We start from the raw sequence: 22,922 nt of genomic DNA, 5'->3' as shown, positions 1-22,922 counted from the left end.
ACATTAATTTTTATTTCAGATTTTATTACTTTCATCTTAACGATAAGTACTTACTAGGACAGTAAACCTCGGAGGAGTACTATATGTTATTCATTAAGTTTTATTATTTTATAATGATAAAAACTGTTATGAAACCTTGCATTAACCTCTTAGAATGCATAGACTCCGGTGTAAGAGCGGTAAAGATTGCTGTAGCTTACGTTAAGAGATCAGGTGTTAATAGGTTCAGCGAATTTTTACAGAATACTAAGGAATGTCTAATAATAACCTCTCTAGACTTCGGAATAACAGAACTTGAGGGGCTCAAGGAGTTGAAAAGATTGGGATGTAATGTTTACCTATACAACGGCGGTAATGAATTCCACCCCAAGGTCTACATACTCGATTACGGATATAAGAAAATCGCCGTAATAGGTTCCTCAAATTTAAGTGAAGGCGCAATTACCGGTAAGAATATTGAATTTAATCTAATAGTTGAAGAAGATGAAATAGTGAGGGAAGCAGAGGTCCTCATTAACAAACTCCTTTCCGAGTCGGATCCTGTCACTGACGACCTCATATCTCAGCTGGAGAAAAACGGGTACGAGAAGATCAGAAGAGCGGTATACGATAAACCGGGAAAGGTTATACTTTCTATATTGAGAAATAGGCAAAGGTATTGCGAGGAGTTCGTCAAGCTGTATAACGAAATTAGGCAACACAAAGAGAGGGGGAAGATGGCGGGCTTAAGGAAGAAGAGCCATGAAATGGGGATAAATAAGGTCGCATGCGATTTAATATCAAAAGGAATAGATGTAGGGGACGAAGTCGGGTCAGACATAACCGTATATGCGGGAAAGTCGAAAATAAGGATCAAAGTCCAGGGTATGGTTCTGCCCAATAATCCTGCAAGAGTATATGATCTCGATTTTGACTATTTCATAATAGTAGTGGTGACGGATCTGAATAGTGCGGACTATTTTATTATTGAAAGAAATGAGGTAGAGAGACTGATTAAAGAAGGTCTAATAAAATACAAAAAGGGATCGGAAAAGTACGGCTGGATACCGAGAAAGGTTTACGAGAAATACAAGATAGATTTAGACGATTTAGTAAATAAATTGAGAGAAGCCAAATTAAGCCGAGCTTAAAAAAGAAGAGATTTAAAGTAAAATCCAGAAAAAGAGAGTAAAGACGAGGAAGGGGGACTAAGGAATTATTTGAGTAATAAGTAAGACAGAGTTAGGAAGAGACCTATGTAGATTAGGAAGCAGAGTTTTAGGAGATAAAAATTAAGTGAATAAAGCTAGGAAAGAGGGAAAGGAGCAGTGTGGAAAAAGCAATATTAGAGGAAAGATGAAAGAATAAGAGGATAGAGATGAGGATTAGAAGAGAGGAAAGAAAAGACGAAAATGGAAAGAGAAGAGCATAAGAATAGTAGAAGAGGCTGAGTTAGAGAAGTAGAGTATTAAGCAAGCAAAGAGAAGAGAGAGTTAGAGAGTAAGAAAAGGCAGAGAGTATAGCAAAGAGAGTGAGAGAGTAAGTAAACGCAATGCTAGCAAGCAAAGCAATATTGCAAATGCAAAAAATGCAAAGCAAAAGATAGAGAGAAGCAAAGAGTAAGTAAGAGAGACAGAAGAGAAGAGTTTGAGGAAACTAAGAGAGTTTTGAGTTAGAAACAGAGAGAGTATGAAAGAAGAAAGAGAGTATAAGCAAAAAAGGGCGCGGGCGGAGTCCGAAATTTTAGTTAGTATTTATTGTAAAAAAGTGAGAAAAATAAAAGAAGAGGGGGTATAGAGATGAAATGCGGTGCAACGAGTAACATCGGATAAAGTTTGCGTCGCATTCGATAAAACTTCCGTCTCATCCAGTAAAACTTTAACCGCATTGAATAACTTACAGTATAAAACTTCTGCATTTTTTAGCATTTTGTGGGGTATTTAAACTTTCAGCTATATTATATAGGGAATCATGAGTGAGAGTAACTTAAACCAAAATACGAATACACAGAATAATTCACAGGACAGTGTTATAAATAAAGAAAATAAGCAAGAAGGAAAGAAAAAAGATGAAAAGAGAAAGAAGAGTAAGGAAATTGAAGATGAAATACTGCTAGTATATCCTGATAAAGCTAAGACGTTTAAAGCTAAAATAGAGAACTGCATAGTCCTCATACTTAAGAGTGTTGATATTATTAATGAGAAGGATTTGATAACTAGGCTTATCCTAGAGTGTGAAACAGCAAAAGAGTACTACAAAAAGACGCAAGACGTAGGTTATTTAAGGATAATATTATGGAGGATGGCCAAACACGGTGTTATTAAGAGGGCCAGGATCTTAGGTGACGGGAGAAGGAGGTACTATCTGCTACCCGAAAAATTGGAGTTACTTAAGGATAAGGTCATAAGGGCACCAAAGGAATAGTATAATCTACCCCTCCAAAGTCTATCTTTAAGTTAAGGTCTTCTATTTTTACGTCACGGACTAACTCTTGGTCTTTTTCTATCTTCAGTAGCATTTCCATATATTCCTTATCTATATAATATCTGTCTTTACCGATCTGCACAATATATTTACTATCCTCCTTTCCTATGATATCTATTGTTATGTCCTTAAGCTGCACTCTTCCTTGCTGCGTTAACTGGGGGGTTAACGCCTCATTACTAGCAGTGCTGCTAGGAGCATTAACAACGTTAATTGCTTTAGTTTCGCCCTGCTCTGGTCCCTTTCCCTTATTACTAGTATTAGCCATATCAGTAGCGTTGCTAGTAACTGTTACAGCTTTATTGTTATTATTAACAGTATTTGCTACACTGTCTTTTGTTGCAGATACACTCTCTATTTTGCCCTCTGTTTGCGTTAACTGGGGAGTTAACGCCTGACTTGTCTTTATTTTCTCCGCTTTTTGTTCTACCTCTGGCTTAGTCTTCTCTCTGACTTTTAATGCGAATATCTTTACTTTCTTCTTCTCTTCATCAGAAAGCTGATTATAGAGCTCCTGTAGCTTGCTAAAGCACTCCTCATAGGTCCAGCTATGGACCTCAGCAAAGTCCTTTACACTCTCCTTACGCCAGTTCCTTATTACTTGCTCAGGGTGAACATTAATCTCATTGCAGCTTTCTATCTCAATCGCGATTGCTTGATTGTATAGTGGCCTTAGTGAGCTCCTGTCAATTGGAATTGCTACTAGGTCGGGTCTTGAAGATAGATCGGCAGTCTGCTTGGCCGGAGTAACGTAATATCCCTGTCTCATATACTTTAGCATAACTTTCATGGCCAATTTTCTGCCTTCTTGAGAGGGGGCTGCTGCTCTGATATTCCCGAATAACCCTTTACCGTAAATTATCACTTTCTTATTCCCTTGCTTTTCAGAAACTATATACCCTAATGCCTCCATTTTATTAATTGCGTCCTCTACTTTATCCCTGCTAATTCCTAATCTCTTCAAGAGGTCCACTAACGCAATCGTGTGGCCTTCAGATACATAAGTGTGGTAGAGTATTAATTGCTCTAAGATTTGAGGCTTCTCTATATATTTCATTACAGGGTTTATGAGGGACGTAATATCCGTTTGCTCGGATTTTTTGGCCCCGTATTTCTGCTTCATTTTCTCTATTACTTCTCTTACCGCGTTAACGTCCCTCTTAGTTTCTATCATGTCCACTTTTACTTTAAACGGAACCATAGTGTCTGTGGGCTTTCTGGGCTTTACCAGTAAAATAGCCTCACCGGGCTTCAAGTTAGGTAGAGTTTTAGCTATTTCAGCCGAGAAGTCCGGGTCACTCTTAGATAGTTTTTCCGCATCTGTTGCTTCAGTACTTAAAAGGACCTTTACTGCGGTGTTTACTAAAACACTCTTAAGCAGTTCTGAAGGCAATTGTTCGGTATGCTGGTGTGCCAAAACTAGATGCATCGCAAACTTCCTCGCTTGAGATAATATAACGTCCAACACGCTTAGGTTGGCTATTACCTCGAATTCGTCTATTATTGTAAGGACTGGGATCCTCTCTTTCCTCAAAGCTGCCCTGATTAACGCACTATACCACAATTTGTAAATCCACCCCGCTATCATAAGGAATGAAGCCGGCGACCCTATCATTGCGTTTGACGCATTAATTATTATCACGTTACCGGGCTGGAGTACGTCGTCTATACTGTCACTGTTAAACAGCCTCTTAAGTAGCGGATTAGTGGCGTATTCTTCGAGTCTTGATAGTGCGGATATATATGTGGTCTCTTCCAACTCCTGGAACTGCTGCAGTTTTTGTTCCCACTCAGGGTCATCAATTGGCAGATCGAGTTCCCCGCTCCTCAGCTTCATTATAATATTGTAGAGGTCAGAGAACGTAGGACTTGTCGTCTTCATGTAAAGGAGCTTCAACGCGTTTATTATTATATAGTTCACGTAGACTGCGCTTTCCTTCAGTGCAAACAACTGTGTGAATATTTCCTTAACGTTCGACTCCGCTAAGAGGAATGCTTGATCTTTAGGAAGGCCTTTAGGGATTGAAAGGGGGTTGACTGAAACAGTGGCTTCTACCGGATCTACGTAAATCAGTTTATCGTAGTCTTTATAGTAAGTGGCAAGTTCTTCAGCGAGATCCCCGTTAGGGTCTACGACCACGCCCACACTGTTAGGGTACTTTTTCATGAAGTTCACAAGCAACGTTTTGATGAACGTAGTCTTTCCGGCGCCGGTCCTTCCTATTACGTACATATGCCTCTGTAGGTCCTCTAATTCCAGTTTTACCTCCTTTCCGCTTTCAGTTACACCTATCCTAAATCCTTCTTTCCTTTCCGGTATTATTTCGGGTAGAGGAGTTCCCCTACTTATGTTAATAGGTACAATGCTGGGGTCTGGGATTATTAACAACTGGTTTATATTACTCTTGGTAAGGTGTATCCATTTTTTCTCGTTAAAATATGCATAGATTGCGGATAATGTCGGTGGCTTATTGATCTTTTTGATTACATTATCTGAAGGAAAGAGCGGTATTTCGAAACTGAGCCTTAACGAGCTGTAAGTGTCGAATTGTTTTGCCGTAAGCTTTAGTCTCTTCCTCTCATTATCGAGGAGGAATATTTTGATAAGATATAGTGGTTCTTTCAGTTTATCCCGTATACTTTGTGCAAGGTATTTGTGTTTTTCACTGTTCTGCTGTATGAATTTCTGGATCTTATTTAGGTACCAGTAATGGACCTCCTTTAGGTTCGGCTCCAAAGAGAACCAGATAAACATCCCCTGTCCCGGTTCGAGTGTACTTATGAAGCTTTGTATATCGTTGAATTCGTGTATTGAATAGAAGTCCCTCTCTTTCTTTAATCTCGCTTCGGCGTAATATCTGAACTGAGGAAAAGTGCATTGCTGTGTATCGAAGTACTGTCTCAATGTTTGAGCAGATATCAGAGTTTTAACACAAATGTGCAGTAACTTCTCGTCACGGTAATACATTAAGGCAAAAGTATTCCCTAATACTTTAGTAAGATCTTCGTATTTTACATTAACTTTAGGGAATATCTCATATGTGAAAAACTGCTGCTTATTCCTTCCGAAGAACAATCTTCCTCACCCTCCAATATATCCCATAGAAGAAGATGAAAATACGGAGCTTGAGTGGTGCCTTAGTCTGACTTAAGATATATGCTATGTAATCACTTAATGGATCAACATCAATATCCCTGCTATTAACATTACTATTCCAGTTGTCGTTATTATTCCTCTTATTACTAGTTCTCTTCTGCTCATCTCCCGACATCCCTCACACCTTCGCTAGAACCAACATGAGAATTATGAAACCCCAACCGGCTACTATGATATATCCTAGAATCTTCTTCAGGGCGCTGGCAAACACTAAGATAATGTACACTGCAGTCAATGGGATTAGATAGCTGATCAGCGTAGCGTACTGTGTTGCCAAACTGGGATCCGCCTGAAATATCGTTATGGCTAGGATGTGCGCTATGGCTTGAACCAAATAGTTGTATGCATCATATAGATAACTTAATACCGTTTGGGCGCTTATCGACAGAATTTCCTATCACCGAAAAAAGAATGCTAAAATTTAAATAGTTATGAAGAGGGATAGAAAAAATCTATTTGACTTGATTTTTTTTAAATAACTCCCGTCAAAATAGCCCATCCAAACGTTAGCAAGAATGCGGCTCCTATCGCTCCTCCTAACGCTTTCTTAACCCCTTCTGATAAAACACCATTCCTCATCTCGAACACAGCGTAGATGATTAGCCCGAAGACGAAGATCCATGCTGCATACATCGCATAGTCCAAAAGAGTGATTAGCCCCTGGCTCCCATTAAAAGCTTCTGGCGTTACTGTTATGCTTGGTGCTCCGCTTCCTCCTCCGCCTTGTGCAAAAGCTACTAGTCCCTGTGTTATCGCTAAACCTGCTACTATAGCTACTTGTCTTGCCTTCTTCCTTAACTTTTCTACTGCCTTCATCACTTAAGAAAAGCAAAAATTTAAATAGTCAAAAAGACGTCTGGATTTAAACTTTTCTCTACCTTATAGACCCTTATCTTGTTCTTATAATGACGTCTGAGTGCTGCATATACTTTCTCGTCATGCACTTCAACTAAGAGCCTCTTCCTTGCCTTAAGCTTGAGCAGTTTCTCTATCACTTTCTCATCTTCTGCCTCGACCAGATAATACATAATACTACATTCTGTGTCAGTGCTTATAAGCAAAACCTGTTCACTTTTAGTATTACTCAGCCTGTGCAGACGTTAAAAATGAGTTTTACATAATATTTCGCAATCTATTTTAGAACAATTCAGAGTAAATTATTCTGATGTTAATCCACGCCCATCCAATGCTTGATACAAATTATCAGACAAGGAAGAGAGTACAGAGCGCGTATCTAAACTTGTTAGACGTATACGTTCCAGACTGGATGATCCAAAGGGCAGAATATACATTAAAGAAATATGGAATAAATGTAAACTTCACTAGCCTCAGTATAGCTATTTATCTAATGTATAAGTACGAGTTGGGGATACCGCATGAGGCTTTCTTAACACTTATGAGAAGTACCAGAGTTCAATGGAGGAAGACTTTTAGGAAGATAAAGCACGCGTTTTTCAAAGTATCAGAAACAGAAGAAGACTGCATCGAAATTTCTTTGAGCTGAATTTTTCTTAATAAATAATTATATTTCGAAAATAAGTATTTAACTATTTATTTTATACATTTAAGTCTCGGTACTAATTTGTCACCATTTTGGTACTTCAATTTTTTACTGTAGTCCCATATTAGAACCGTATAGTACCGTCAAGGTTCCAATACGGTACTTAAATAGCACCACAATTTTTATTATGGTTCCAAAATAGTACTATATTAGAACCATGAGAAAGAAAGCAGTTAAAATTTACATTGAGGAAAAGTATTATGAGGAACTGAAGAAAATTGCTGAGAAAGAAGGGCTAACAGTACCAAAAGTTATAGGTAAGATTATAGCCGAAAGTTTGGGTGACGGTGAAACGTTAACAGACAGAGTAAAAGACCTTGAAGCTAAATATGAGCAATTGGTTAAAGAAGTAGGGAGGATGGAAAAAGACCTAGCATTACTTCAAAAGATTTTGAGGGATTACAGAGTTGCCAGAAGATCTAACATCAATCAAGAATAAATTACGGAACTATAACCCTTGGTGGTACGATAATAAATGGTATGAAAAAGATCAAAATCTTTTAGATTTTTATAACTCTGTTCTTAAAGTAGAACCCAGGCTATACTATCATATTACTCAAAAAATAATAGAACCATACTATGGGATAATTACTATAAGGGGCCCACGAAGAGCGGGGAAAACAACTTTACTTAAGCTAGTTATTAATCATCTTATACATAAGCTAAATGTAAACCCGCCGTCAATATTCTATATTTCTTTAGACTATCAGGGTCTGAAAGACGTAGAACTGGTAGAAATTCTGGAAATTATAGCAAATTCTTCTAATGACGAGAAGTATATATTTTTAGACGAGGTGTCGATGTATAAAGACTGGGCTCTCGCATTAAAGAACATATATGATATGGGATTAGTAGAGAAGGCAAAGCTGAAAATAATAGCAACCGGCAGTCATTCCATGGACTTAGCAGAAGCTGTCAGTAAATTAAGGAATAGACAAGGTAATCTAGCAAGTAGATTAAACCTAGGAGGTAATTTAATTCACAGAACATTAAGGTTTTCCGAAGTGATAGAAGCCTTAAAACAGGAAATAGATAAGGAGCTTCAGAGCTCCAGATTTAGAAAGGTTGGAAAGAGGTTCCAAATACTCCAAGCTTTAAATTCGGGTATCATAGACAAAACTCTTGAAAACATACACAACAGCTACTACTTATTACTAGCTAAAACTTTTGATGAATATCTCATCCACGGCGGTTATCCGAAAGTTATCGACATGTATAATAAGAAAGGGACTATCGATGAGGGTATTTATAAGGACATAGCTAAATTATTAATTGACGATTCCGAAAAGGCGGGTCTTAACCCAAATGTATTAAACAATATATTACTTTATCTAACAGATGACAAGCGTTTATCGGGGCTATTAAACTTAAGCGATCTAGCATCTAAGTTGGGTATTTCCCATAAAGATGTTAAGGAAAGGAATTTTAACTTAGGAGCATATTTAACTTATCTAAAGTCGGCGTCGGCGTTCTTCTTTGTATATCAAGAAGAAAGTGAGTGCATGAGCAACGTTAGACCCGATATAAATACCAAAAACTATGTCCTGGACCCATTTCTTTATTTTTCGCTCTACTCATATTTACGTAATGTACCTAATCCTTTTAAGAAGTCAGTTGAGATGTTGAAAGACGAGAACTTTAAGGGCCTTCTAGTAGAGAGTACTGTAGCCTCACACTTGCTTAATTCTCAGTTCTTATTTGAACATATAAGCGACGTAAAATTCGAGAATGTGCTAATGTATACCAGAAATGAAAAAGGGGAAACAGATTTCATTTTATGTGTTAACAAGTCAAATGTAAATTATCGGTTCCTGATCGAATGCAAATATCGTAATAAACCCGAGATTAATAAAAAGAGTCTGAAGGATGTATCTACATTAATAGTACTTACTAAGGATAAACTTGGACAAGAAGACTTCAAAGATGAAAAGGGTAATACTATAAATATAGTTTACATCCCGGTTCCAGAATTTCTCTTGCTCTTTTGAGTTGTTTGACATGCACCAGAATCCGACTTTCCTTAAATTGAATTTAATGCAATAATATTGAGAGCGTGAAAAGCTAATTTTTAAGCGTTAACCGGTGAGTTAATGAAAAATCCTTCTAAACTGAATAATTTACTTTTCTACTTTTGGTTTTCTAAAGAGAAACAAGTTTACCCTTTGGGGTTTTAGTTCAATTTCTGGATAGTTGCCGTTAAATTTCACAGTAAGATCGAATTTACAGTAATAATTCTTACATCCTATACCTAAATATCCGTTATATTCCCCCTGAGGAACTTCAAGTTGATCTTTTGGTAAATCCAAATGATTATAATATGCCGAAAAAATGTATAAGTGTCCCGCAATATACCCTGGATTATTAGAACCTTGAATATTAAACTTCGGCATTATTAATATGGGAATAGTTTCTTCATGAATTCTTTTTGGCGATATGGTTATTTTCTGATAGAAATCAAATAAATATTGAATCTGATTATTGACAGGTTCCGGTATCGCATCCCATTTAGGTACGTAATCTCGGTCGTCATATCCTTTACGTTTTATGTTTACATAAACTGAGCATTCTTCTGCAGCAGTATTGCCGTCGTTGCTTACACCAATCTTATAATATTTGATTTTAGTAATAGAGTGAAAATTTACCGATTTCGTATCATATATTTTTACTATTAGTCGTGGTCCAGTCAATAGCCTCCAAATAATATTTCCTATAAGTATTGCTATTAATGAAAAGATAAATGGTATAAAATAGTGCTGTAGACCAGATAAAAGTATATTTAGTACCATGAGCTGAAATTACATTGATTAGATTTAACTTTAATTTAATCTCTTTCTTCAATCTCTCTAACAAACTTACTAACCAATCCTACTACTTCCTTAATCTTAGGTAAGAAAGAGAACAAGGGAATATAATAGGTTCTTTCTAAAGTTACGTCCGGCTCTCTTTGTGCAACGACAATTAAATAACTCCTATTACACTCCCTCAATTCCTTCAAACCTTCCAGCTCTTCTTCTAACTGTTCCCTATCTATACCGTTACCGCTCTTAACCTCAAAACCTATACAGACGTTCTTCAGTTCCACATCAGTTGCTACATATAACGCATCTATTACTCTGTCATTAGGTAGTTTAACCTCCTTAGAAGAGTACTTTATCCCTATAATCCTCTTAGCCCAATCCCCAGCATTAGCCTGTAAGAGAGTCATTACGAAGTTTGGGTTATACACTATTATAGTCTCTATTATATCGTGAAGGTAAACTAAATTTGAGAAATTGTTCATAATTCCCATATCTTGACCCTCTTTACAACTTCTTCAGGTAGTTTGTAGAATACTTTGTAAAAGTAGGAGTAGAGATCTGGCTGAAGTTTCTCATTAACTATGAAGAGCTTATCGAATACCTCAGCTATAGGGGCTTTACTTTCGTTCCTCCATATTAAGTCGCTCAGATACTCCTTGTTTGAAGATAAGATGTAGTCTTCAGGGTGGTCACTATCTGCACCGAAATACGGAGGGTCGGAGACGTGTTCCATTATTTCGGCGTTTCCTACTATCTCATCAAGTAGTAGTTTGTTATGTTCCGACAAAAGCCTAATGGAATTCCTCCTCACCTTAGTTAAGACTACTCCTAAAATTCTAGGATTGTTGAAGTCAGACCATATGTGCTTAGGTAGGGCCTCTTTAATGAATATCAGCATTGCATTAAACGCCTCGGTAGTACCGTCTTCGGGGATTATCAAATAATCCGAAGCCCTCAGTATGGGTTTAATGGTAACTACATCGGAAGGTGAAGTATCTATAAGTATATAATCGTATCTGTCTTTGAAGTTCTCTAACTCCTTCTTCAGTGAGAACTCATCGAACATGGGGAAATAGCCCTTAAACATCGCATAAAATGTAGATATGTAGGATCCTGGAATAATGTCGAGTGAAACCTTAAGCTCGTCTTTAGACGTTTTAGTAACATGTGTGAAGTTCTCAACGATTACATCTGGCGATTGTCTTATTAATGCATAAGCACTTTTATCGAGTTCTGGCTTTAGAGACTGCTGGAGTATTTCCTTCCTCCTTTCTTCCCTTACAAATATCTGCGTTAAGGACATCTGTGGGTCGAAGTCAATTAATAGGACTCTATGGTTTACTGCTAGCCCTAGTCCTAAGACTGCTGTAAGCGTAGTCTTTCCTACTCCTCCCTTAAAATTATGTATTGCGATAACCCTTGCAGTCATTTTAACACCTCAAACTCCTCTCTCGGGTAGAGCTTCATAGTCCCCTTTACAAACTTATAGAATAGATCCTCCAGTTGCGTCTTATCCAGATAAGGACTTAGGACTTCTTCAGCTACACTGTGCCAGTTCAGGGACAAGTTTTTGAACGCTATTTGAAAGTTCCTCCATACCTCCGCCAGAGTTATTATGTTATCATCACTGAGCTTCTTTTCATCATATAATTGCTTAATCTCTGGACAGTAAGAGAACATTTCTTCACTCAACTTTCTGTACATCTCAAGCCTCTGTGGTGAGAGTAATGAGACGATAGGCTGTTCTTGTTTTTCCTCCTCTTCCTTTTTCAGCTCCTCATTTGCTTTTTTCCAATCCTCTACGAATGGGTACTCATCACTTTCACTATCCTCTCTCTGTCCTCCTTCAGTTTCGCCTTCCTCTTCTTCCTCTAAGTCCTCCTTCTCTACCCTGGACTTTCTCTTAGACTTAGCTAACTTCTCTTCAGTCTTTAGTTTATTTATAGCTTGACTTACTGCAAGTCTGTGTTCTAAAATTTGTGTTAATAAGTCGTCTCTTTCTAGGATTATCTTTCTTCCTTCTCTTGTAGTAAGTAGCTGATTCCTTTCTGTTGGAGGTAAACTAGCTATCTTCTGCAGTTTGTCCTTAGCTTTTTTGTAGAGTTCATATGCTGTCCTTACTGATAGCTTCTTATCATCTACTAGTTGTCTTAAGTACGGTATTGTGTTTATGAGGGAATATTCCTTAATTTCTGAATCATTAACTTCTTTTGTCCCAATCTCTTCCTTAACTTGCTTCATTGTCATCTCTAACATACTAGGTCTAATATTTGTTTCACCTTTTTGTTCAAAATTCGGAGCATTTGCCCCGAATTTTTGTCCTTCTTCTGAAATTTTTAGTATCTTCTCAGCAATTTCTCGAAGAAGTTTTAATACCTCGTTTTTATCTAAATGCCTTCTTTGTAGGTTTAGCATTGCAATAAGCCTATATGCAGTAGCCCTATCCTCAGAACTCTTAAAATTCCATTTTCTTACTTTAACTTCCTTAAAGTTCAGATTCTTCATTATTGATACTCTGGTATAGCCATCGAGAATAACATAGTCTTCATCAACGTCTATCGGCAATGTTTGACCGTTCTTTGCAATACTGGAGGCTAATTGTTCCTTCATATTGTTAGGAGGTACTAATGACTTGAACTCCTCATCTTCTTTTAACTTTTCTATCGGAATTACTTCCTCGGAATAAGATAATGTATTACCATGACTCATGATATCACCTATTATTAGAAAATCTCTTTTTGTATATTTTAAGATTTCCAGTATTTTGCAAACATTGAATTATTTTTATACAGTAAACTCCCCAGTTAACTGAGTAAAAATTGTAAATCATTGAACCACCTCAGAAATTGCTGAGAGCTCCTTTTTCAGTACTTCAATACCGTCTTGTGTGATTTCCCATTGCCTTATTACTCTTCTTATTTTACCGAACTGAATGACGGTCTCTGTACTTTTGACAAGGTTCTGTTTTTCAAGTCTTTCTAATGCATGGACTACTGTTATTCTGTTGAGCTGTAGATCCTTAGCTATTTTATTCGAGTTTACCTTTTCCTTTTTCTTATATAGATAGAGGAGTATTTTCCCCTCTATACTTATTACTACCATATTTATCATATGTGATATTGCATATTACATTATATAAATCTTACTATCACATATCACATATTACCTAATTATAATATTACATATTTCGTCTCATATATTGATGGAGTACTTAACTGAAATGCAACAGAGGGTGATATTAGCCCTATATTATTCTGGAAATGAAAAGGTAACCTTTAGGAAGCTAATAGAACTTACTAAGAGTTCAACAAGTCCAGTAAAAAATGCCATTGACAGCCTTGAAGAGAAGGGACTTGTTGAAGAGATTGAAGAGACTGAGAGCTTCCCTAAGAGGAGGTATATCAAATTGACAGAAAAAGGTAAAAAGGTAGCCGAGAAACTTAAAGAGTTATATACGTTGATAGAGTCTACTTCATAAGGTTGAATATTTTGTTAGAAGAGAAGCTACTAAAGATATTAAACGCATTATTAAAGGAATTCGAAGCCTGGATTAGAGGGGAAAGTGAAGAGAAACCGCTTATAATTGAGATTCATGACAAATTGATAGCTAACGATACGTATTCAGAAGGTGGAGTAATTAATTTAGACGACATAGGTATTGCAATATATTCTTCAATAGAAGATCTTATGAGAAATCACGACGTTAGTAGAAGTTTAGCCGTATTAACATATCATCTAGTGGTTTCTCACCCCTTTGTTGACGGTAACAAGAGGACAACATTAGGTTTTTTGTTAAATATCCTTCATACTTTATTTGAAGATGAAATAGAGATTCCACAAGATGTAGTAGATACATTAATGCAAACTCTAGTAGAGATTGCCGATAATCCCCCTGAAGAAGACGAAATGGCAATAAACAGAGTAAGAAGTATTATAAGGGGTCTTATTCCAGTTAATCAAGATTAGATAAAAATCAGAAATTACTAAGCCTCGAGATAGTTGTCCTTATTTTCATGATATTTCCTTACATAAAGGACTTTTCCATGAATTTTCAGTACTCCAGTTCTATCAAATTCCGCTAATGCATCAAAATACTCCTTATATAAAGAAAGAATATGATCAACCCTTCCGTGCATTCTTTTTAGAACCTTTTTATCCTCATCACTGATTACTATTGCCATTTTAGATTACCCTACTATATATCTTAATATACATCTAATAAATATTTGATGCATATGTATGGTACATTCCTACTAAAATAGTACTCTTATTTTGTGATATGTGATATCACATAGAAAAGTTTATAAATATGTGATATGAAATATCACATAGAGCAAACATGATTTCCACACAAATCCCCAAAAGTTATGTAAAAAGTGTTTCTGTTTTTTACACTTTAGGTGAAGGAATAATAATTTCAGCAGATGTTCAATCAAGAACCAGAAGAGATGTAACCCATTATAGTAGAATTGTAGTAGACCCATTAACAATGAAGATAGTTAAGGAGAGTTGCAGTTGTGAAGCCGGTGCATTCCACAGAAAGTGCTGGCACATCAAATTACTAGAGCAATTAATAGAGAGTGACAGAGACCTAAGAGAGAAGATAGAGAAGGCTAGAGAGGAAATGATGGCAATCGAAGAAGATATTGTAAGTTGGGGATAACAATGCAAGTCCAGGCTTCTTCCCAGGGTTTCTTAGACGTAATTTCCGCAATTTATCATATTATGGAGGCTGAGAAGGTCGTCGAAAGTTACGACCCTAAGGTTTGCGAATTATTGGAGCAGGCAAAGGAGTACCTCATACAATACCTAGTAGAACAATACAAGGTGGCTAGAGATGAGTGAAACTTTGCAGTATCAAAGAAACTTAGAGTATTTAGTAAAACTGCTGAGGATATACTTCCAGTTAGACGAAGTACTTAGTTTTGCAATAGAGGAGTTAGGTGATGATGAGGTCGTAGTAGAAATTTCTCAAGTCAAGGACAGGGTAAGGAAAGTAATTGAGAGGATGATAGGGTGAGGCTGATCCAGTGACCGAGCAGATCGTTTTGGACTATGTTTCGATTTACAAACAAGTTGAGGATTGGCTTACAAACAATATATTATCGCAGTTGCCCTACCCTAAAAAGGAGCTCAAGCTTTCCTCTATTAATATCTCATTGACCGCTGATAACAAAATAGTTGCTTACATTAAATTCTACGTAAAAATAGGATACCTCGATATAGAGAAAGAGCTGGAAGGCTCGTTATATTTAATCGACGGTAAAAGCAAACTCGTCCTAAGATAACTGGATTTTTAACTGGGGGGTTTATACAAAAAGTCTTACTTAACTAGGATTAATACTCCGTAATGGATCAGATACGCTAATATGAGATAGAGCGTAAGAGTGTATGCTCCAAATTCGTCATCGTCTTTAAACTCACCTGTATCCTCTACAACTCTTTGGAGGACAAATGATATTGCCTCTTCCACAGTAGCCCCAGGGTGCACTTTCCTTATATAACCCATCATCTCATCTACATCCGCATCATGTTTTATTCTAATTAATTGCCCCGTGGTATTTATCTGAACTACCTCATCATCGTTTGGATCTACAGTGTAGTTGGCAAATAACCTCCAGCTTTTCCTATTGGCTATTAAAGGACTCTCGATAACTGGGTCATATGGTTTAAAAAGTAAAGTTCCGTCCGGCGCGTATATCTCTCTCGGAAGTTTATGCTGTTCCACTAACTCTAAAACATCTGGAAATTCTATTATCTGCTCCATAATTTAATCTAATGCAAAATAATATATAAGGATTAAGAAGAGAAAAAAAGGACTTATCTTGTCTGCTTTATTTTTCTCCCTGCTTTTCTTAACCTTACTTCTTTTATCTTATTTTCAATGCTCTCAAACGGTCTGACGCTTATGCCTTGTTGGTTTAACCAGTTATCGAATTTTTCCCCGAATCTTTCAGCAGTCATCATTATGCCAGCGTATAAATTCCTAGCCATTGCCTTCCCTACTGCATGAGGTATTGTCTCTTTCATCTGTACTCTCTGTATCTTGTTCATCTGCAGTCTCATCCCGTCTTTCGGTAACAGCTGTACGTTCTTAGGACTTCTCGGAATAGCTAAAGGAGTACTTGCACCTATTACGCTAGATGGGGCCGTCTGATACTGTTGAACGCTTTCCGTTTTGTATCCGAAGGGCTTTTTTATGTTCACGCTCGCAGGAGCTGCTACTATCATCGTATCTCTGTTCTTGATAGCTTTGTGCAAGGGAGTGTACTGGGGCTGTTGGTTTTGAGCTGGTACTACTACACCTCCCGCTCTTTGTATGTTTCTTCCAGTCCTTAGCCTCGTCTGTCCTACACTGCCCTGAGCATTAATTCCGCCTGCTGTCGCTGGAACCGGTGCTACTATTACACCTCCTCCGCTCTGTTGCGTCTGTTTAGAACCTTGCCCTCCTCTTCCACGCTTAAACGGTAATATGTTAGTCCCGGCAGAGAGTAACCCAGACCCTCCAACGAAGGTTATCATCATCGGCAAAAATCCGTACAACACCGGTGACGCTAAGTATAATATTGCTGCATAAACTGCGTTAGACATCCCAACACTGATGAGTGTGAGGAACAGCCCTGCAGCAATCACACCTGAAAACGCCATACCCAGTACAAACTCAACTAGGAATTTGACTGCTCCACGGAGTGGAGGGAATACCCATAACGCCATGAATACCGGGAACAGTATCAACGCTGCAGCTATTGCGAAGAAGCGTATTGCAGCTAACATTCCAGCTATTGCGAGGCTGAAAAGTATGTCAGATGCGATGTCCGCGAGCGCCGGGACAAAATAGCCCCCGGCAAAACCTGCGCCTATCAGAGCAATAGCACTGTCCCCCATCGTCGTTATAGTCCCAGCAACTGGTTGCACTAAGCTATTTGCAATGTAGTTTATGACGGTCGCAAATATCTGGTAAATTGAAGGCATTGCAACAATTAGTAAAACTGCAGCAGCCGTATCTTTAGCAACGTCTTTTAGCGTTTCGAAAACGTCTTCTTTGTGCCAGAGAGTCCAGATTATGTTGCCCAGTATTGCAAGACCCAACACCGAGAAAGCAATATTCTCTACGAACTGATAGACAGGCACTCCATTTACGGTTATGTTGGTGATTTGATTAGCGTCAGGCATATCGATAAGCCATGACACCGGTACTCCAAGTTGGAAACTTGTACCTGGGATCCCTATGCCAAATACCGCATTTACCTGGGGAGGCGTTAAGCTTATGTTATTCACACCGAAGATAGATGGACCGTAATTTAGAATGAAGATCAGAGCTATAGCAGTCAGGAAATATCCTAAGCCCTCGCGTCCGTTCCCCCGCACTAACTCAATAGCTGCAAAGATAGTGCTGAACGCGGCAGCTGCATATATCACATATGATATTTCGGACCAGCCTGGGATATTGTAACTCTGTGACGGTATTACACTAGTTATTATTCCCCAGCCGAAAGCCAGTATGAAAGCTCCTGCAGCTGTTCCGAATATAATCCTCCTAGCGTCTGCCGTCCTCCCTAACGTTAAAAGTATAGCACTGGCTATTATTCCGGCAAATACTGCTATCCAGCCGAAGTACGCTAAATAGTCTACTAGCGTTTGTAAGTCGATCACTTTTCCTCAAAAGAAAAAAGAGAATGTTTAAATATCAAAACAAGAACTCGACGCTGTAGTTTGCGTACTCATATTGCTCAAATTGGACTGCACCGGAGTCCCAGTTTAGCCAACGATAGAAAGTATAAGTCCCATTCTGTATTTTAGAAATATTAACAAATCCCCATTCAAATGAAGTTATAATTAGTCCTTGCTGGTTGTTTATAAAGACTCTGGTCTGATTGAACGGAACCTGTAAGGGTCCTGTCAGCCCAATAGACGCATTAGATATGCTATAATTAAGCCAAGGTAGTGAGAACGATGCAAAATACAGATTTAAGTTCCTGACCTCCCATGTCGGTCCAGAGTAGTTGAACAAGATTACAGCTGGCTGCAGCAGTTTAGTACTGTTAGTCTGTTTTATACTGTCGACTACAGACATGAAGAACGATAAGACCGTGAAGTTAGTGTATTTCTCTAACGAGAAATAATTGGTAAGATATTTATTAAGGCCAAACAAATAGGCTGGTCCCTCGAGGAATTCTAATGCAAAATTGTGCCTATACACTTCTTCTTTGGGTATATGATGGAAGACCCACTCCGGCTGCTTTGCAATATTAGTATTTACCTGTATATGCAGATAGTAGTTTATCGTATTTCCCTGCTTCGTTTCATACACTGTCGTAATAATTTTTATGAATCCAGCAATCCATTTCCTAACTATCGTATAATTTGCTATCGTTATATGGTCATACGTGATAATATCTGGTGAAGTGTAATTAATTGGGTCAGAACTCCAGACGGTGAAAGTGAAATTGACGTTAATTGTTCTACCTGTGTAAGTCTTATTTCCTATCTGTGTAATAATAGGACAGGTTCCATTGTCCACAACTATCCTTACTGGAACGGTTACTTCGTATTCGTACCAATTGAAAGTGAAGCTATTTATAGTAATGTTAGGTGTCGATGGGTAGAATATGTATACGTAATATGTATAATTACCCTGAGTGTAACTATAATTGTACTTTTCCTCACTTGCAGAGATTGAATAAAGTGCGAAAACTTGCTTATAAACCCCAGGGGGCACCAATGTTTTTCCAGTAATGTTCATCGTTACTTTTCCTCCATAATACCAAAACGTTAACTGAAAACTTGACGAGTTAATAATATTATTATTTGAAAGCAGATATGCCATCCCGCTTACGTTCTCATTATAGTAATAGTATTCATAGACATTATTTCCACTTCTATAACTATAATTATAATAGAGATAGTACTGATAAATATATTGCACTGATACGTTAGTTTTTACAGAAGTTTTATTGATAATTTTACATGATAGGCTGTAGACTGTGAGGTTATCTGATGGCGGATACGTAGTGTTATATGGATTTGTATTATAGAACGGGAGCTCTACGTGATAAAGCGTTATGTTAGTGCCGTTGTAGACTGAGACATTATATAATTTATAGGTAACACTCGTAGGCTGTAGGGCCCCAGCTAAATCTGCAGTTGCCCAATACGGACCCGGTGCTATCAGTGTTGCATTATATGCTAATAATTGCAGTATCTCCTGCTTAAGCGGATTACCAGACCCATTGCTGATGAATACTTTCAGATTCGAATCGTTAGTTAAGTTGGTAGGCCAGACTAGCAGCTGCAAGATATCGTTCAGCAAAGTTCCGCTAGATATTGTCATATTCTGATAGTAGTTAGGAGGAACTGGGAACTTCGGTGAAACGCTGAAATGCACATTTGCAGCTATCTGTAGTGCTAACAATATTAGTAAAATAGATACTACAAACCATATCACAGCTTTATGAGGCTCTTCAGTTTCCATCGCTATCACCTCCTAACCAGCTTTTCTAATATTCTCTCTATCGATACTGAAAATCCAACAATAATAACAACAGTAGCAATATATACTTCATTTACGTTCAAGCTCCAGAAAGCCTTGTTAAACATTATAACCCCAAACGTCCCGCTTACTATCCCTATTATTACTATAATGTAATCTATTAGGCTGAAGTTTATCGCTAGTTTTCTGGATTTTTGTGCCGTTAACTGGGGAGTTAACGCTTTTGGCGCTTTTACGTTGAGAGTACTTTTCCCAGTTTGTCCAGTCTTCCCTAAAAGTCCCCTTAATACATTCCTTATACTAGTTATATTCGGAATAATAGGTACAGTTGTCTTCTTCCTCTCTTCCTTCTTCTTCCTTATCATCTCTTCTTTGTTCTTAGTCTGCTGGCCGAATCCCAGATAGTAAGATATCAGCCCTATCAGCAAAGACTCTGCAGTTAGAGACCTCTTAGGATAAGCTACTAGAAAGCCGATGAAGAGAAGAAGCAGCACTCCTATCAACTCCGCTGCCGGCTTCCCGCTGTAGATTAGTTTATACCCCACTAACATTGCAAAGAGCCCATAGAACATATTCTTCATCGTTAGGAATTGATTGCCACCGAGCGGCTCCTCAAAAAAAGATATCTCGTCTATGATTAAGCTCTCTCTTAGCCTTGCCATTCTCTCACCTTCTCTAAGATAATTTCACGAACTACTTGCGATATCGAGCTTTGCTTGCTCTCTGCAATCTTAGTTAGCTTTTCGTATATGTCCTCTGATACATATGTTATTATAGCTCTCTTCTTCATCACCACTCACCCGTGGTTCTGAACGCTTCGAACTCCTCACTGCTAGGCTGAATGTATAATCTAAGTAAGTAGTTCCCTGTTCTAAGAATTCCATGGCCTGGATCTACGTTTAGTAGTGCCTCAGCTTCCTGTTGCCTTATCCCGTAGACCTTTTGTAAGACCTCAATACCTGCCTTCTTTTGCCTCAAGAGCAATACGGTAGCGCTCTGCTCCAAAATCGTCCTCCCAGCCTCGTTCCCTGCCACGTCCGCTGGTTTCTGCGTTACGAACAGCAAGCCCTTGTTGTACTTCCTGGCCCTACGTGAAATGTTTTCTAATAGCGACATCGTGACAGGGTAGTTAACGAAGAGCCATGCCTCGTCAATGAACAGGTAGCCTTTCTCTTTGTTGGAAAACATCAGCTTCTGGTATATGATAGTGAGCAATGTAGTGATCAACGCTTTCAGCCTTGAGGCGCCAGTCCCACTGATTTCCTTTAAACCAAATACAATATTATCACTGATACTAACGTCCCCGTCGAAGATGTAAGAATCTGGCGGGGAGTTTATAGCATCAAGGTATTTTCCTACCTCTGGGTCCTCCTTCCGAACTCTCTCAACAAACTCAAATACGCTTTCCGAGTCCTTGTAATCGTCTACTAATGCCCTCAGCCTATTCCTAAGAGCTATGTCGTTTGGCAAATAGAAATCCGCAAGCAGCTCTGCAATGTCCTCGACATCAATTAAACGTCCTTCTTCGGTCTCTATCCTAGAAAGCTTGAACGGGTCTAAGCCTAGCGTCATGTTCTTCTTCACTACTACTCCCTTAACTCCTAATGCAGTGCTCACTTTTACGTACTCATTTTCTGGATCAATACCCCAAATTTTGATGTTAAATTGTTTCTTCATCCTCTTTAAGAAGATTTTTGCCGTCATGCTCTTGCCGGATCCCGTCTCGCCCAAAATGATCATGTTGTAGTTAGCTCTACGATAAGGATTGAAGACCACCGGTGACCCAGAGTCGCTGAAGCCCAGAAAGATGCCTCCCTCGTCGATAAGGTCCTCGCTGATTAGAGGGTAAAACTGCCATGAGGCTGTAATAGTGTCTACGTAGTGAGGCCTAACAGAGTTGTAGAACGGGACAAAGAAGTCTACATCTGTCCTGAAGTTGTAGAGAGCCCCTTGATAAAATTTAGGAATATCGATGTCGAACAGACGACTCTTCGCAATTGCTCTTATTTGATTAAACTTGTTTTTAAGTTCACCTTTTGTCTCGCCGTAGTACGTTATGTAGACCCAAAAGCGCAGCAACTTTGCCTGTCCTCCTATTATGCCCTGTAGCTGCGTAACCTTCTGTAATTTCCTTATCGTGAAACTATCGTTAGAGCTGGAGCTTTCTAATCTCTTTCTCGTTCTATCAATAGCCGAAGCGGCAGATACGGGATCCAGCGCTTCCCATTTGAAAACGACGTCCCCGAGTCCAAAGTATTCGGCTAAGAAGCCTTCTGGTACAATGTCTGGAAAGCGGTAGAATACAGCACTTTGAGCAAGAAGTCCGTTCTCTAGCTCGACATAGTCCGGGTGCGTCTTTACGATCCTGGGCCTCTCTAATTTGGTCTGGTTGTACTGCAGCTCTGTGGCCGTAATAAGAAGGAACTTATTATATATGATAGGATACTTTTCGTTTTCGTACTCGTATTCGCCCTGCTTACTTACTACAACAATAGTACCTCTGTCTACTAAGTTCAACAACCCCTGAAATTCCCCTTCTAGCCTGTCCCTTTCATTATCATCTAAGAGTTCGAACGGACCTGGCTCCAGTTCGTAGACCTTCTCTTCTACTTTCTTTTTAGTTTTAGCCTGAGTTTGTCCCTTCATCATAAAAGATTAGCTAAAGTTTAAATAGTGCCCCCTCCCTCCCTGTCTATTTAAACATTTGCCTTTTTTATTTTGAGGAAAATGGAACCATTCTACTTCAAATCTTACGAAAAAGTAGTAGGTACAGCTCATAACGTCGACGAATTAGAAAAAGAAATAGCAAGAATTGGAGCAACAGATCCAGCATGTGTTAATTGGCATTTGGAGCAGGGGCATATCGTTCAGTGGTTGAAATATATAGGGAATAATACTTTAGCTGAAATGTTAGAGGGGGTTAAGGACTGGAAGGAAGCATTAGCAAGGATAAGGGATTACTACGCTATACAACAAAAAGCTGTTACATCTTCAAAAAGGAGGAGTAAGAGAAAATGATACCGCCTGAAGAAATTATAAAAATCTTTCTATTAATCCCAGCGATAATTTTATTGTTTTACAGTATAGTATATTTGATTCTTTATGAGTTAAAAGTACAGCCCGAACTCTGTAAATTTTATAGAAACTTTTCGATAATTTTAGCAATATTCGGTGCAATATTTATATCTCTTTATATGGTGATATGATGCTAGAAGAAATAGACTTTTTCATATTAATAATATTATCTGAAGCTAAAGGAAGAACAATTGAAGAAATTTCAGACGAAACTGGAATTAGAGAAGAAATAGTATATCATATTCTAGAGCTTTTAAGATATTTTGATCTCGTAAAGAAGAGCAACGATGATAGATACTATTCAGAATATACAGAATTAGCCAAATTACTACTAGATTTAAAAATGAAAAATCTTCCAGACGAAATTATAAACTAGGG

30 protein-coding genes are annotated in these 22,922 nt (G+C 38.2%); 14 read left to right on the top strand and 16 right to left on the bottom strand.

Annotation, left to right across the window (positions count from 1 at the left end):
* Nucleotides 1-128: 128 nt before the first annotated feature.
* Together STK_RS07435 and STK_RS07430 are read left to right on the top strand one after the other, a co-directional pair.
* Nucleotides 129-1,130 (top strand): phospholipase D-like domain-containing protein, encoded by a 1,002-nt coding sequence (locus tag STK_RS07435; protein WP_052846541.1) that lies wholly within the window; start codon nucleotides 129-131, stop codon nucleotides 1,128-1,130.
* An 820-nt stretch (nucleotides 1,131-1,950) separates the two neighbouring features.
* Complete coding sequence (locus STK_RS07430) at nucleotides 1,951-2,403, top strand: hypothetical protein (RefSeq protein WP_010979365.1); 453 nt, start codon at nucleotides 1,951-1,953, stop codon at nucleotides 2,401-2,403.
* On the opposite strand, the gene STK_RS07425 is transcribed toward STK_RS07430, so the two are convergent.
* The 4 genes from STK_RS07425 to STK_RS07415 all read right to left on the bottom strand — a co-directional run bounded on the left by STK_RS07425 (nucleotide 2,381) and on the right by STK_RS07415 (nucleotide 6,648).
* Complete coding sequence (locus STK_RS07425) at nucleotides 2,381-5,539, bottom strand: helicase HerA domain-containing protein (protein WP_052846540.1); 3,159 nt, start codon at nucleotides 5,537-5,539, stop codon at nucleotides 2,381-2,383. The genes STK_RS07430 and STK_RS07425 overlap by 23 nt on opposite strands.
* Nucleotides 5,520-5,735 carry a hypothetical protein gene (locus STK_RS15255; protein WP_198429771.1) on the bottom strand — a complete coding sequence of 72 codons (216 nt, stop codon included), beginning with the start codon at nucleotides 5,733-5,735 and terminating at the stop codon, nucleotides 5,520-5,522. Before STK_RS15255 ends, STK_RS07425 begins: the two co-directional genes overlap by 20 nt.
* A gap of 356 nt (nucleotides 5,736-6,091) precedes the next feature.
* Nucleotides 6,092-6,436: a hypothetical protein gene (locus STK_RS07420; protein ID WP_198429770.1), complete on the bottom strand. Its 345-nt coding sequence runs from the start codon at nucleotides 6,434-6,436 to the stop codon at nucleotides 6,092-6,094.
* 20 nt (nucleotides 6,437-6,456) lie between these two features.
* Nucleotides 6,457-6,648 (bottom strand): hypothetical protein, encoded by a 192-nt coding sequence (locus STK_RS07415; RefSeq protein WP_010979362.1) that lies wholly within the window; start codon nucleotides 6,646-6,648, stop codon nucleotides 6,457-6,459.
* 137 nt (nucleotides 6,649-6,785) lie between these two features.
* Here STK_RS07415 and STK_RS07410 point away from each other — a divergent pair, with 137 nt between their 5' ends.
* From STK_RS07410 to STK_RS07400, 3 genes are all read left to right on the top strand, one after another.
* Nucleotides 6,786-7,124 (top strand): hypothetical protein, encoded by a 339-nt coding sequence (locus STK_RS07410; RefSeq protein ID WP_010979361.1) that lies wholly within the window; start codon nucleotides 6,786-6,788, stop codon nucleotides 7,122-7,124.
* A 214-nt stretch (nucleotides 7,125-7,338) separates the two neighbouring features.
* Nucleotides 7,339-7,620 (top strand): hypothetical protein, encoded by a 282-nt coding sequence (locus STK_RS07405; RefSeq protein ID WP_010979360.1) that lies wholly within the window; start codon nucleotides 7,339-7,341, stop codon nucleotides 7,618-7,620.
* The gene (locus STK_RS07400; protein WP_052846539.1) at nucleotides 7,589-9,169 is read left to right on the top strand and encodes an ATP-binding protein; all 1,581 of its coding nucleotides are present in this window, start codon (nucleotides 7,589-7,591) and stop codon (nucleotides 9,167-9,169) included. The genes STK_RS07405 and STK_RS07400 overlap by 32 nt, the downstream gene beginning before the upstream one ends.
* A 129-nt stretch (nucleotides 9,170-9,298) precedes the next feature.
* Here the strand turns inward: STK_RS07400 and STK_RS07395 are convergent, their stop codons facing one another.
* The 5 genes from STK_RS07395 to STK_RS07375 form a co-directional block, all read right to left on the bottom strand.
* On the bottom strand, nucleotides 9,299-9,967 hold the full coding sequence (locus STK_RS07395; protein ID WP_010979358.1) for a hypothetical protein: 669 nt from the start codon (nucleotides 9,965-9,967) through the stop codon (nucleotides 9,299-9,301).
* Between the two features lie 35 nt (nucleotides 9,968-10,002).
* Nucleotides 10,003-10,470, bottom strand: a complete 468-nt coding sequence (locus STK_RS07390; protein ID WP_010979357.1) for a hypothetical protein — start codon at nucleotides 10,468-10,470, stop codon at nucleotides 10,003-10,005.
* Nucleotides 10,458-11,408 carry a ParA family protein gene (locus tag STK_RS07385; protein WP_010979356.1) on the bottom strand — a complete coding sequence of 317 codons (951 nt, stop codon included), beginning with the start codon at nucleotides 11,406-11,408 and terminating at the stop codon, nucleotides 10,458-10,460. The genes STK_RS07390 and STK_RS07385 overlap by 13 nt, the downstream gene beginning before the upstream one ends.
* A complete protein-coding gene (locus tag STK_RS07380) occupies nucleotides 11,405-12,688 on the bottom strand; it encodes a ParB N-terminal domain-containing protein (RefSeq protein ID WP_010979355.1) in 1,284 nt (427 codons plus the stop codon). The genes STK_RS07385 and STK_RS07380 overlap by 4 nt, the downstream gene beginning before the upstream one ends.
* A gap of 117 nt (nucleotides 12,689-12,805) precedes the next feature.
* The gene (locus STK_RS07375; protein ID WP_010979354.1) at nucleotides 12,806-13,090 is read right to left on the bottom strand and encodes an HTH domain-containing protein; all 285 of its coding nucleotides are present in this window, start codon (nucleotides 13,088-13,090) and stop codon (nucleotides 12,806-12,808) included.
* A gap of 91 nt (nucleotides 13,091-13,181) precedes the next feature.
* Here STK_RS07375 and STK_RS07370 point away from each other — a divergent pair, with 91 nt between their 5' ends.
* Complete coding sequence (locus STK_RS07370; protein ID WP_010979353.1) at nucleotides 13,182-13,457, top strand: winged helix-turn-helix transcriptional regulator; 276 nt, start codon at nucleotides 13,182-13,184, stop codon at nucleotides 13,455-13,457.
* Between the two features lie 11 nt (nucleotides 13,458-13,468).
* Entirely contained in the window at nucleotides 13,469-13,945 is a 477-nt protein-coding gene (locus STK_RS07365) for a type II toxin-antitoxin system death-on-curing family toxin (protein ID WP_338055452.1), read from the top strand.
* A gap of 17 nt (nucleotides 13,946-13,962) precedes the next feature.
* On the opposite strand, the gene STK_RS07360 is transcribed toward STK_RS07365, so the two are convergent.
* Entirely contained in the window at nucleotides 13,963-14,160 is a 198-nt protein-coding gene (locus tag STK_RS07360; protein ID WP_052846537.1) for a hypothetical protein, read from the bottom strand.
* Between the two features lie 158 nt (nucleotides 14,161-14,318).
* On the opposite strand from STK_RS07360, the gene STK_RS07355 reads away from it, so the two are divergent.
* The 4 genes from STK_RS07355 to STK_RS14870 are packed head-to-tail and all read left to right on the top strand — an operon-like array spanning nucleotide 14,319 to nucleotide 15,267.
* Nucleotides 14,319-14,642: a hypothetical protein gene (locus STK_RS07355; protein ID WP_010979352.1), complete on the top strand. Its 324-nt coding sequence runs from the start codon at nucleotides 14,319-14,321 to the stop codon at nucleotides 14,640-14,642.
* A 2-nt stretch (nucleotides 14,643-14,644) separates the two neighbouring features.
* Nucleotides 14,645-14,824, top strand: coding sequence for a hypothetical protein (locus tag STK_RS07350; protein ID WP_052846536.1), 180 nt, complete (start codon nucleotides 14,645-14,647; stop codon nucleotides 14,822-14,824).
* Nucleotides 14,817-14,999 (top strand): hypothetical protein, encoded by a 183-nt coding sequence (locus STK_RS07345; protein WP_010979351.1) that lies wholly within the window; start codon nucleotides 14,817-14,819, stop codon nucleotides 14,997-14,999. Before STK_RS07350 ends, STK_RS07345 begins: the two co-directional genes overlap by 8 nt.
* 10 nt (nucleotides 15,000-15,009) lie before the next feature.
* On the top strand, nucleotides 15,010-15,267 hold the full coding sequence (locus STK_RS14870) for a hypothetical protein (protein ID WP_010979350.1): 258 nt from the start codon (nucleotides 15,010-15,012) through the stop codon (nucleotides 15,265-15,267).
* Between the two features lie 35 nt (nucleotides 15,268-15,302).
* Here the strand turns inward: STK_RS14870 and STK_RS07340 are convergent, their stop codons facing one another.
* The 6 genes from STK_RS07340 to STK_RS07320 are packed head-to-tail and all read right to left on the bottom strand — an operon-like array spanning nucleotide 15,303 to nucleotide 22,115.
* Nucleotides 15,303-15,746 carry a hypothetical protein gene (locus STK_RS07340; protein WP_010979349.1) on the bottom strand — a complete coding sequence of 148 codons (444 nt, stop codon included), beginning with the start codon at nucleotides 15,744-15,746 and terminating at the stop codon, nucleotides 15,303-15,305.
* Nucleotides 15,747-15,799: 53 nt separating this feature from the next.
* The gene (locus STK_RS07335; protein WP_010979348.1) at nucleotides 15,800-17,632 is read right to left on the bottom strand and encodes a hypothetical protein; all 1,833 of its coding nucleotides are present in this window, start codon (nucleotides 17,630-17,632) and stop codon (nucleotides 15,800-15,802) included.
* 34 nt (nucleotides 17,633-17,666) lie between these two features.
* Nucleotides 17,667-19,451 carry a hypothetical protein gene (locus STK_RS07330; protein WP_198429769.1) on the bottom strand — a complete coding sequence of 595 codons (1,785 nt, stop codon included), beginning with the start codon at nucleotides 19,449-19,451 and terminating at the stop codon, nucleotides 17,667-17,669.
* 5 nt (nucleotides 19,452-19,456) lie between these two features.
* Nucleotides 19,457-20,131, bottom strand: coding sequence for a hypothetical protein (locus tag STK_RS07325; protein WP_010979346.1), 675 nt, complete (start codon nucleotides 20,129-20,131; stop codon nucleotides 19,457-19,459).
* Nucleotides 20,119-20,259: a ribbon-helix-helix protein, CopG family gene (locus STK_RS14865; RefSeq protein WP_084742656.1), complete on the bottom strand. Its 141-nt coding sequence runs from the start codon at nucleotides 20,257-20,259 to the stop codon at nucleotides 20,119-20,121. The genes STK_RS07325 and STK_RS14865 overlap by 13 nt, the downstream gene beginning before the upstream one ends.
* Nucleotides 20,259-22,115: a VirB4 family type IV secretion system protein gene (locus tag STK_RS07320; RefSeq protein WP_069168194.1), complete on the bottom strand. Its 1,857-nt coding sequence runs from the start codon at nucleotides 22,113-22,115 to the stop codon at nucleotides 20,259-20,261. The genes STK_RS14865 and STK_RS07320 overlap by 1 nt, the downstream gene beginning before the upstream one ends.
* Nucleotides 22,116-22,196: 81 nt before the next feature.
* On the opposite strand from STK_RS07320, the gene STK_RS07315 reads away from it, so the two are divergent.
* From STK_RS07315 to STK_RS07305, 3 genes are read left to right on the top strand one after another with little or no spacing between them, the layout of a single operon-like run.
* Nucleotides 22,197-22,487: a hypothetical protein gene (locus tag STK_RS07315; RefSeq protein ID WP_052846534.1), complete on the top strand. Its 291-nt coding sequence runs from the start codon at nucleotides 22,197-22,199 to the stop codon at nucleotides 22,485-22,487.
* Nucleotides 22,484-22,675: a hypothetical protein gene (locus STK_RS07310; protein ID WP_052846533.1), complete on the top strand. Its 192-nt coding sequence runs from the start codon at nucleotides 22,484-22,486 to the stop codon at nucleotides 22,673-22,675. The genes STK_RS07315 and STK_RS07310 overlap by 4 nt, the downstream gene beginning before the upstream one ends.
* Nucleotides 22,675-22,920: a hypothetical protein gene (locus STK_RS07305; RefSeq protein ID WP_232616536.1), complete on the top strand. Its 246-nt coding sequence runs from the start codon at nucleotides 22,675-22,677 to the stop codon at nucleotides 22,918-22,920. The genes STK_RS07310 and STK_RS07305 overlap by 1 nt, the downstream gene beginning before the upstream one ends.
* The last annotated feature ends 2 nt before the right edge of the window (nucleotides 22,921-22,922 follow it).

Origin of the sequence: Sulfurisphaera tokodaii str. 7, from assembly GCF_000011205.1 — an archaeon.
GTDB lineage: Archaea > Thermoproteota > Thermoprotei_A > Sulfolobales > Sulfolobaceae > Sulfurisphaera > Sulfurisphaera tokodaii.
The sequence above is the reverse complement of the archived record's forward strand: the minus strand, read 5'-3'. Positions and strand labels throughout refer to the sequence as shown.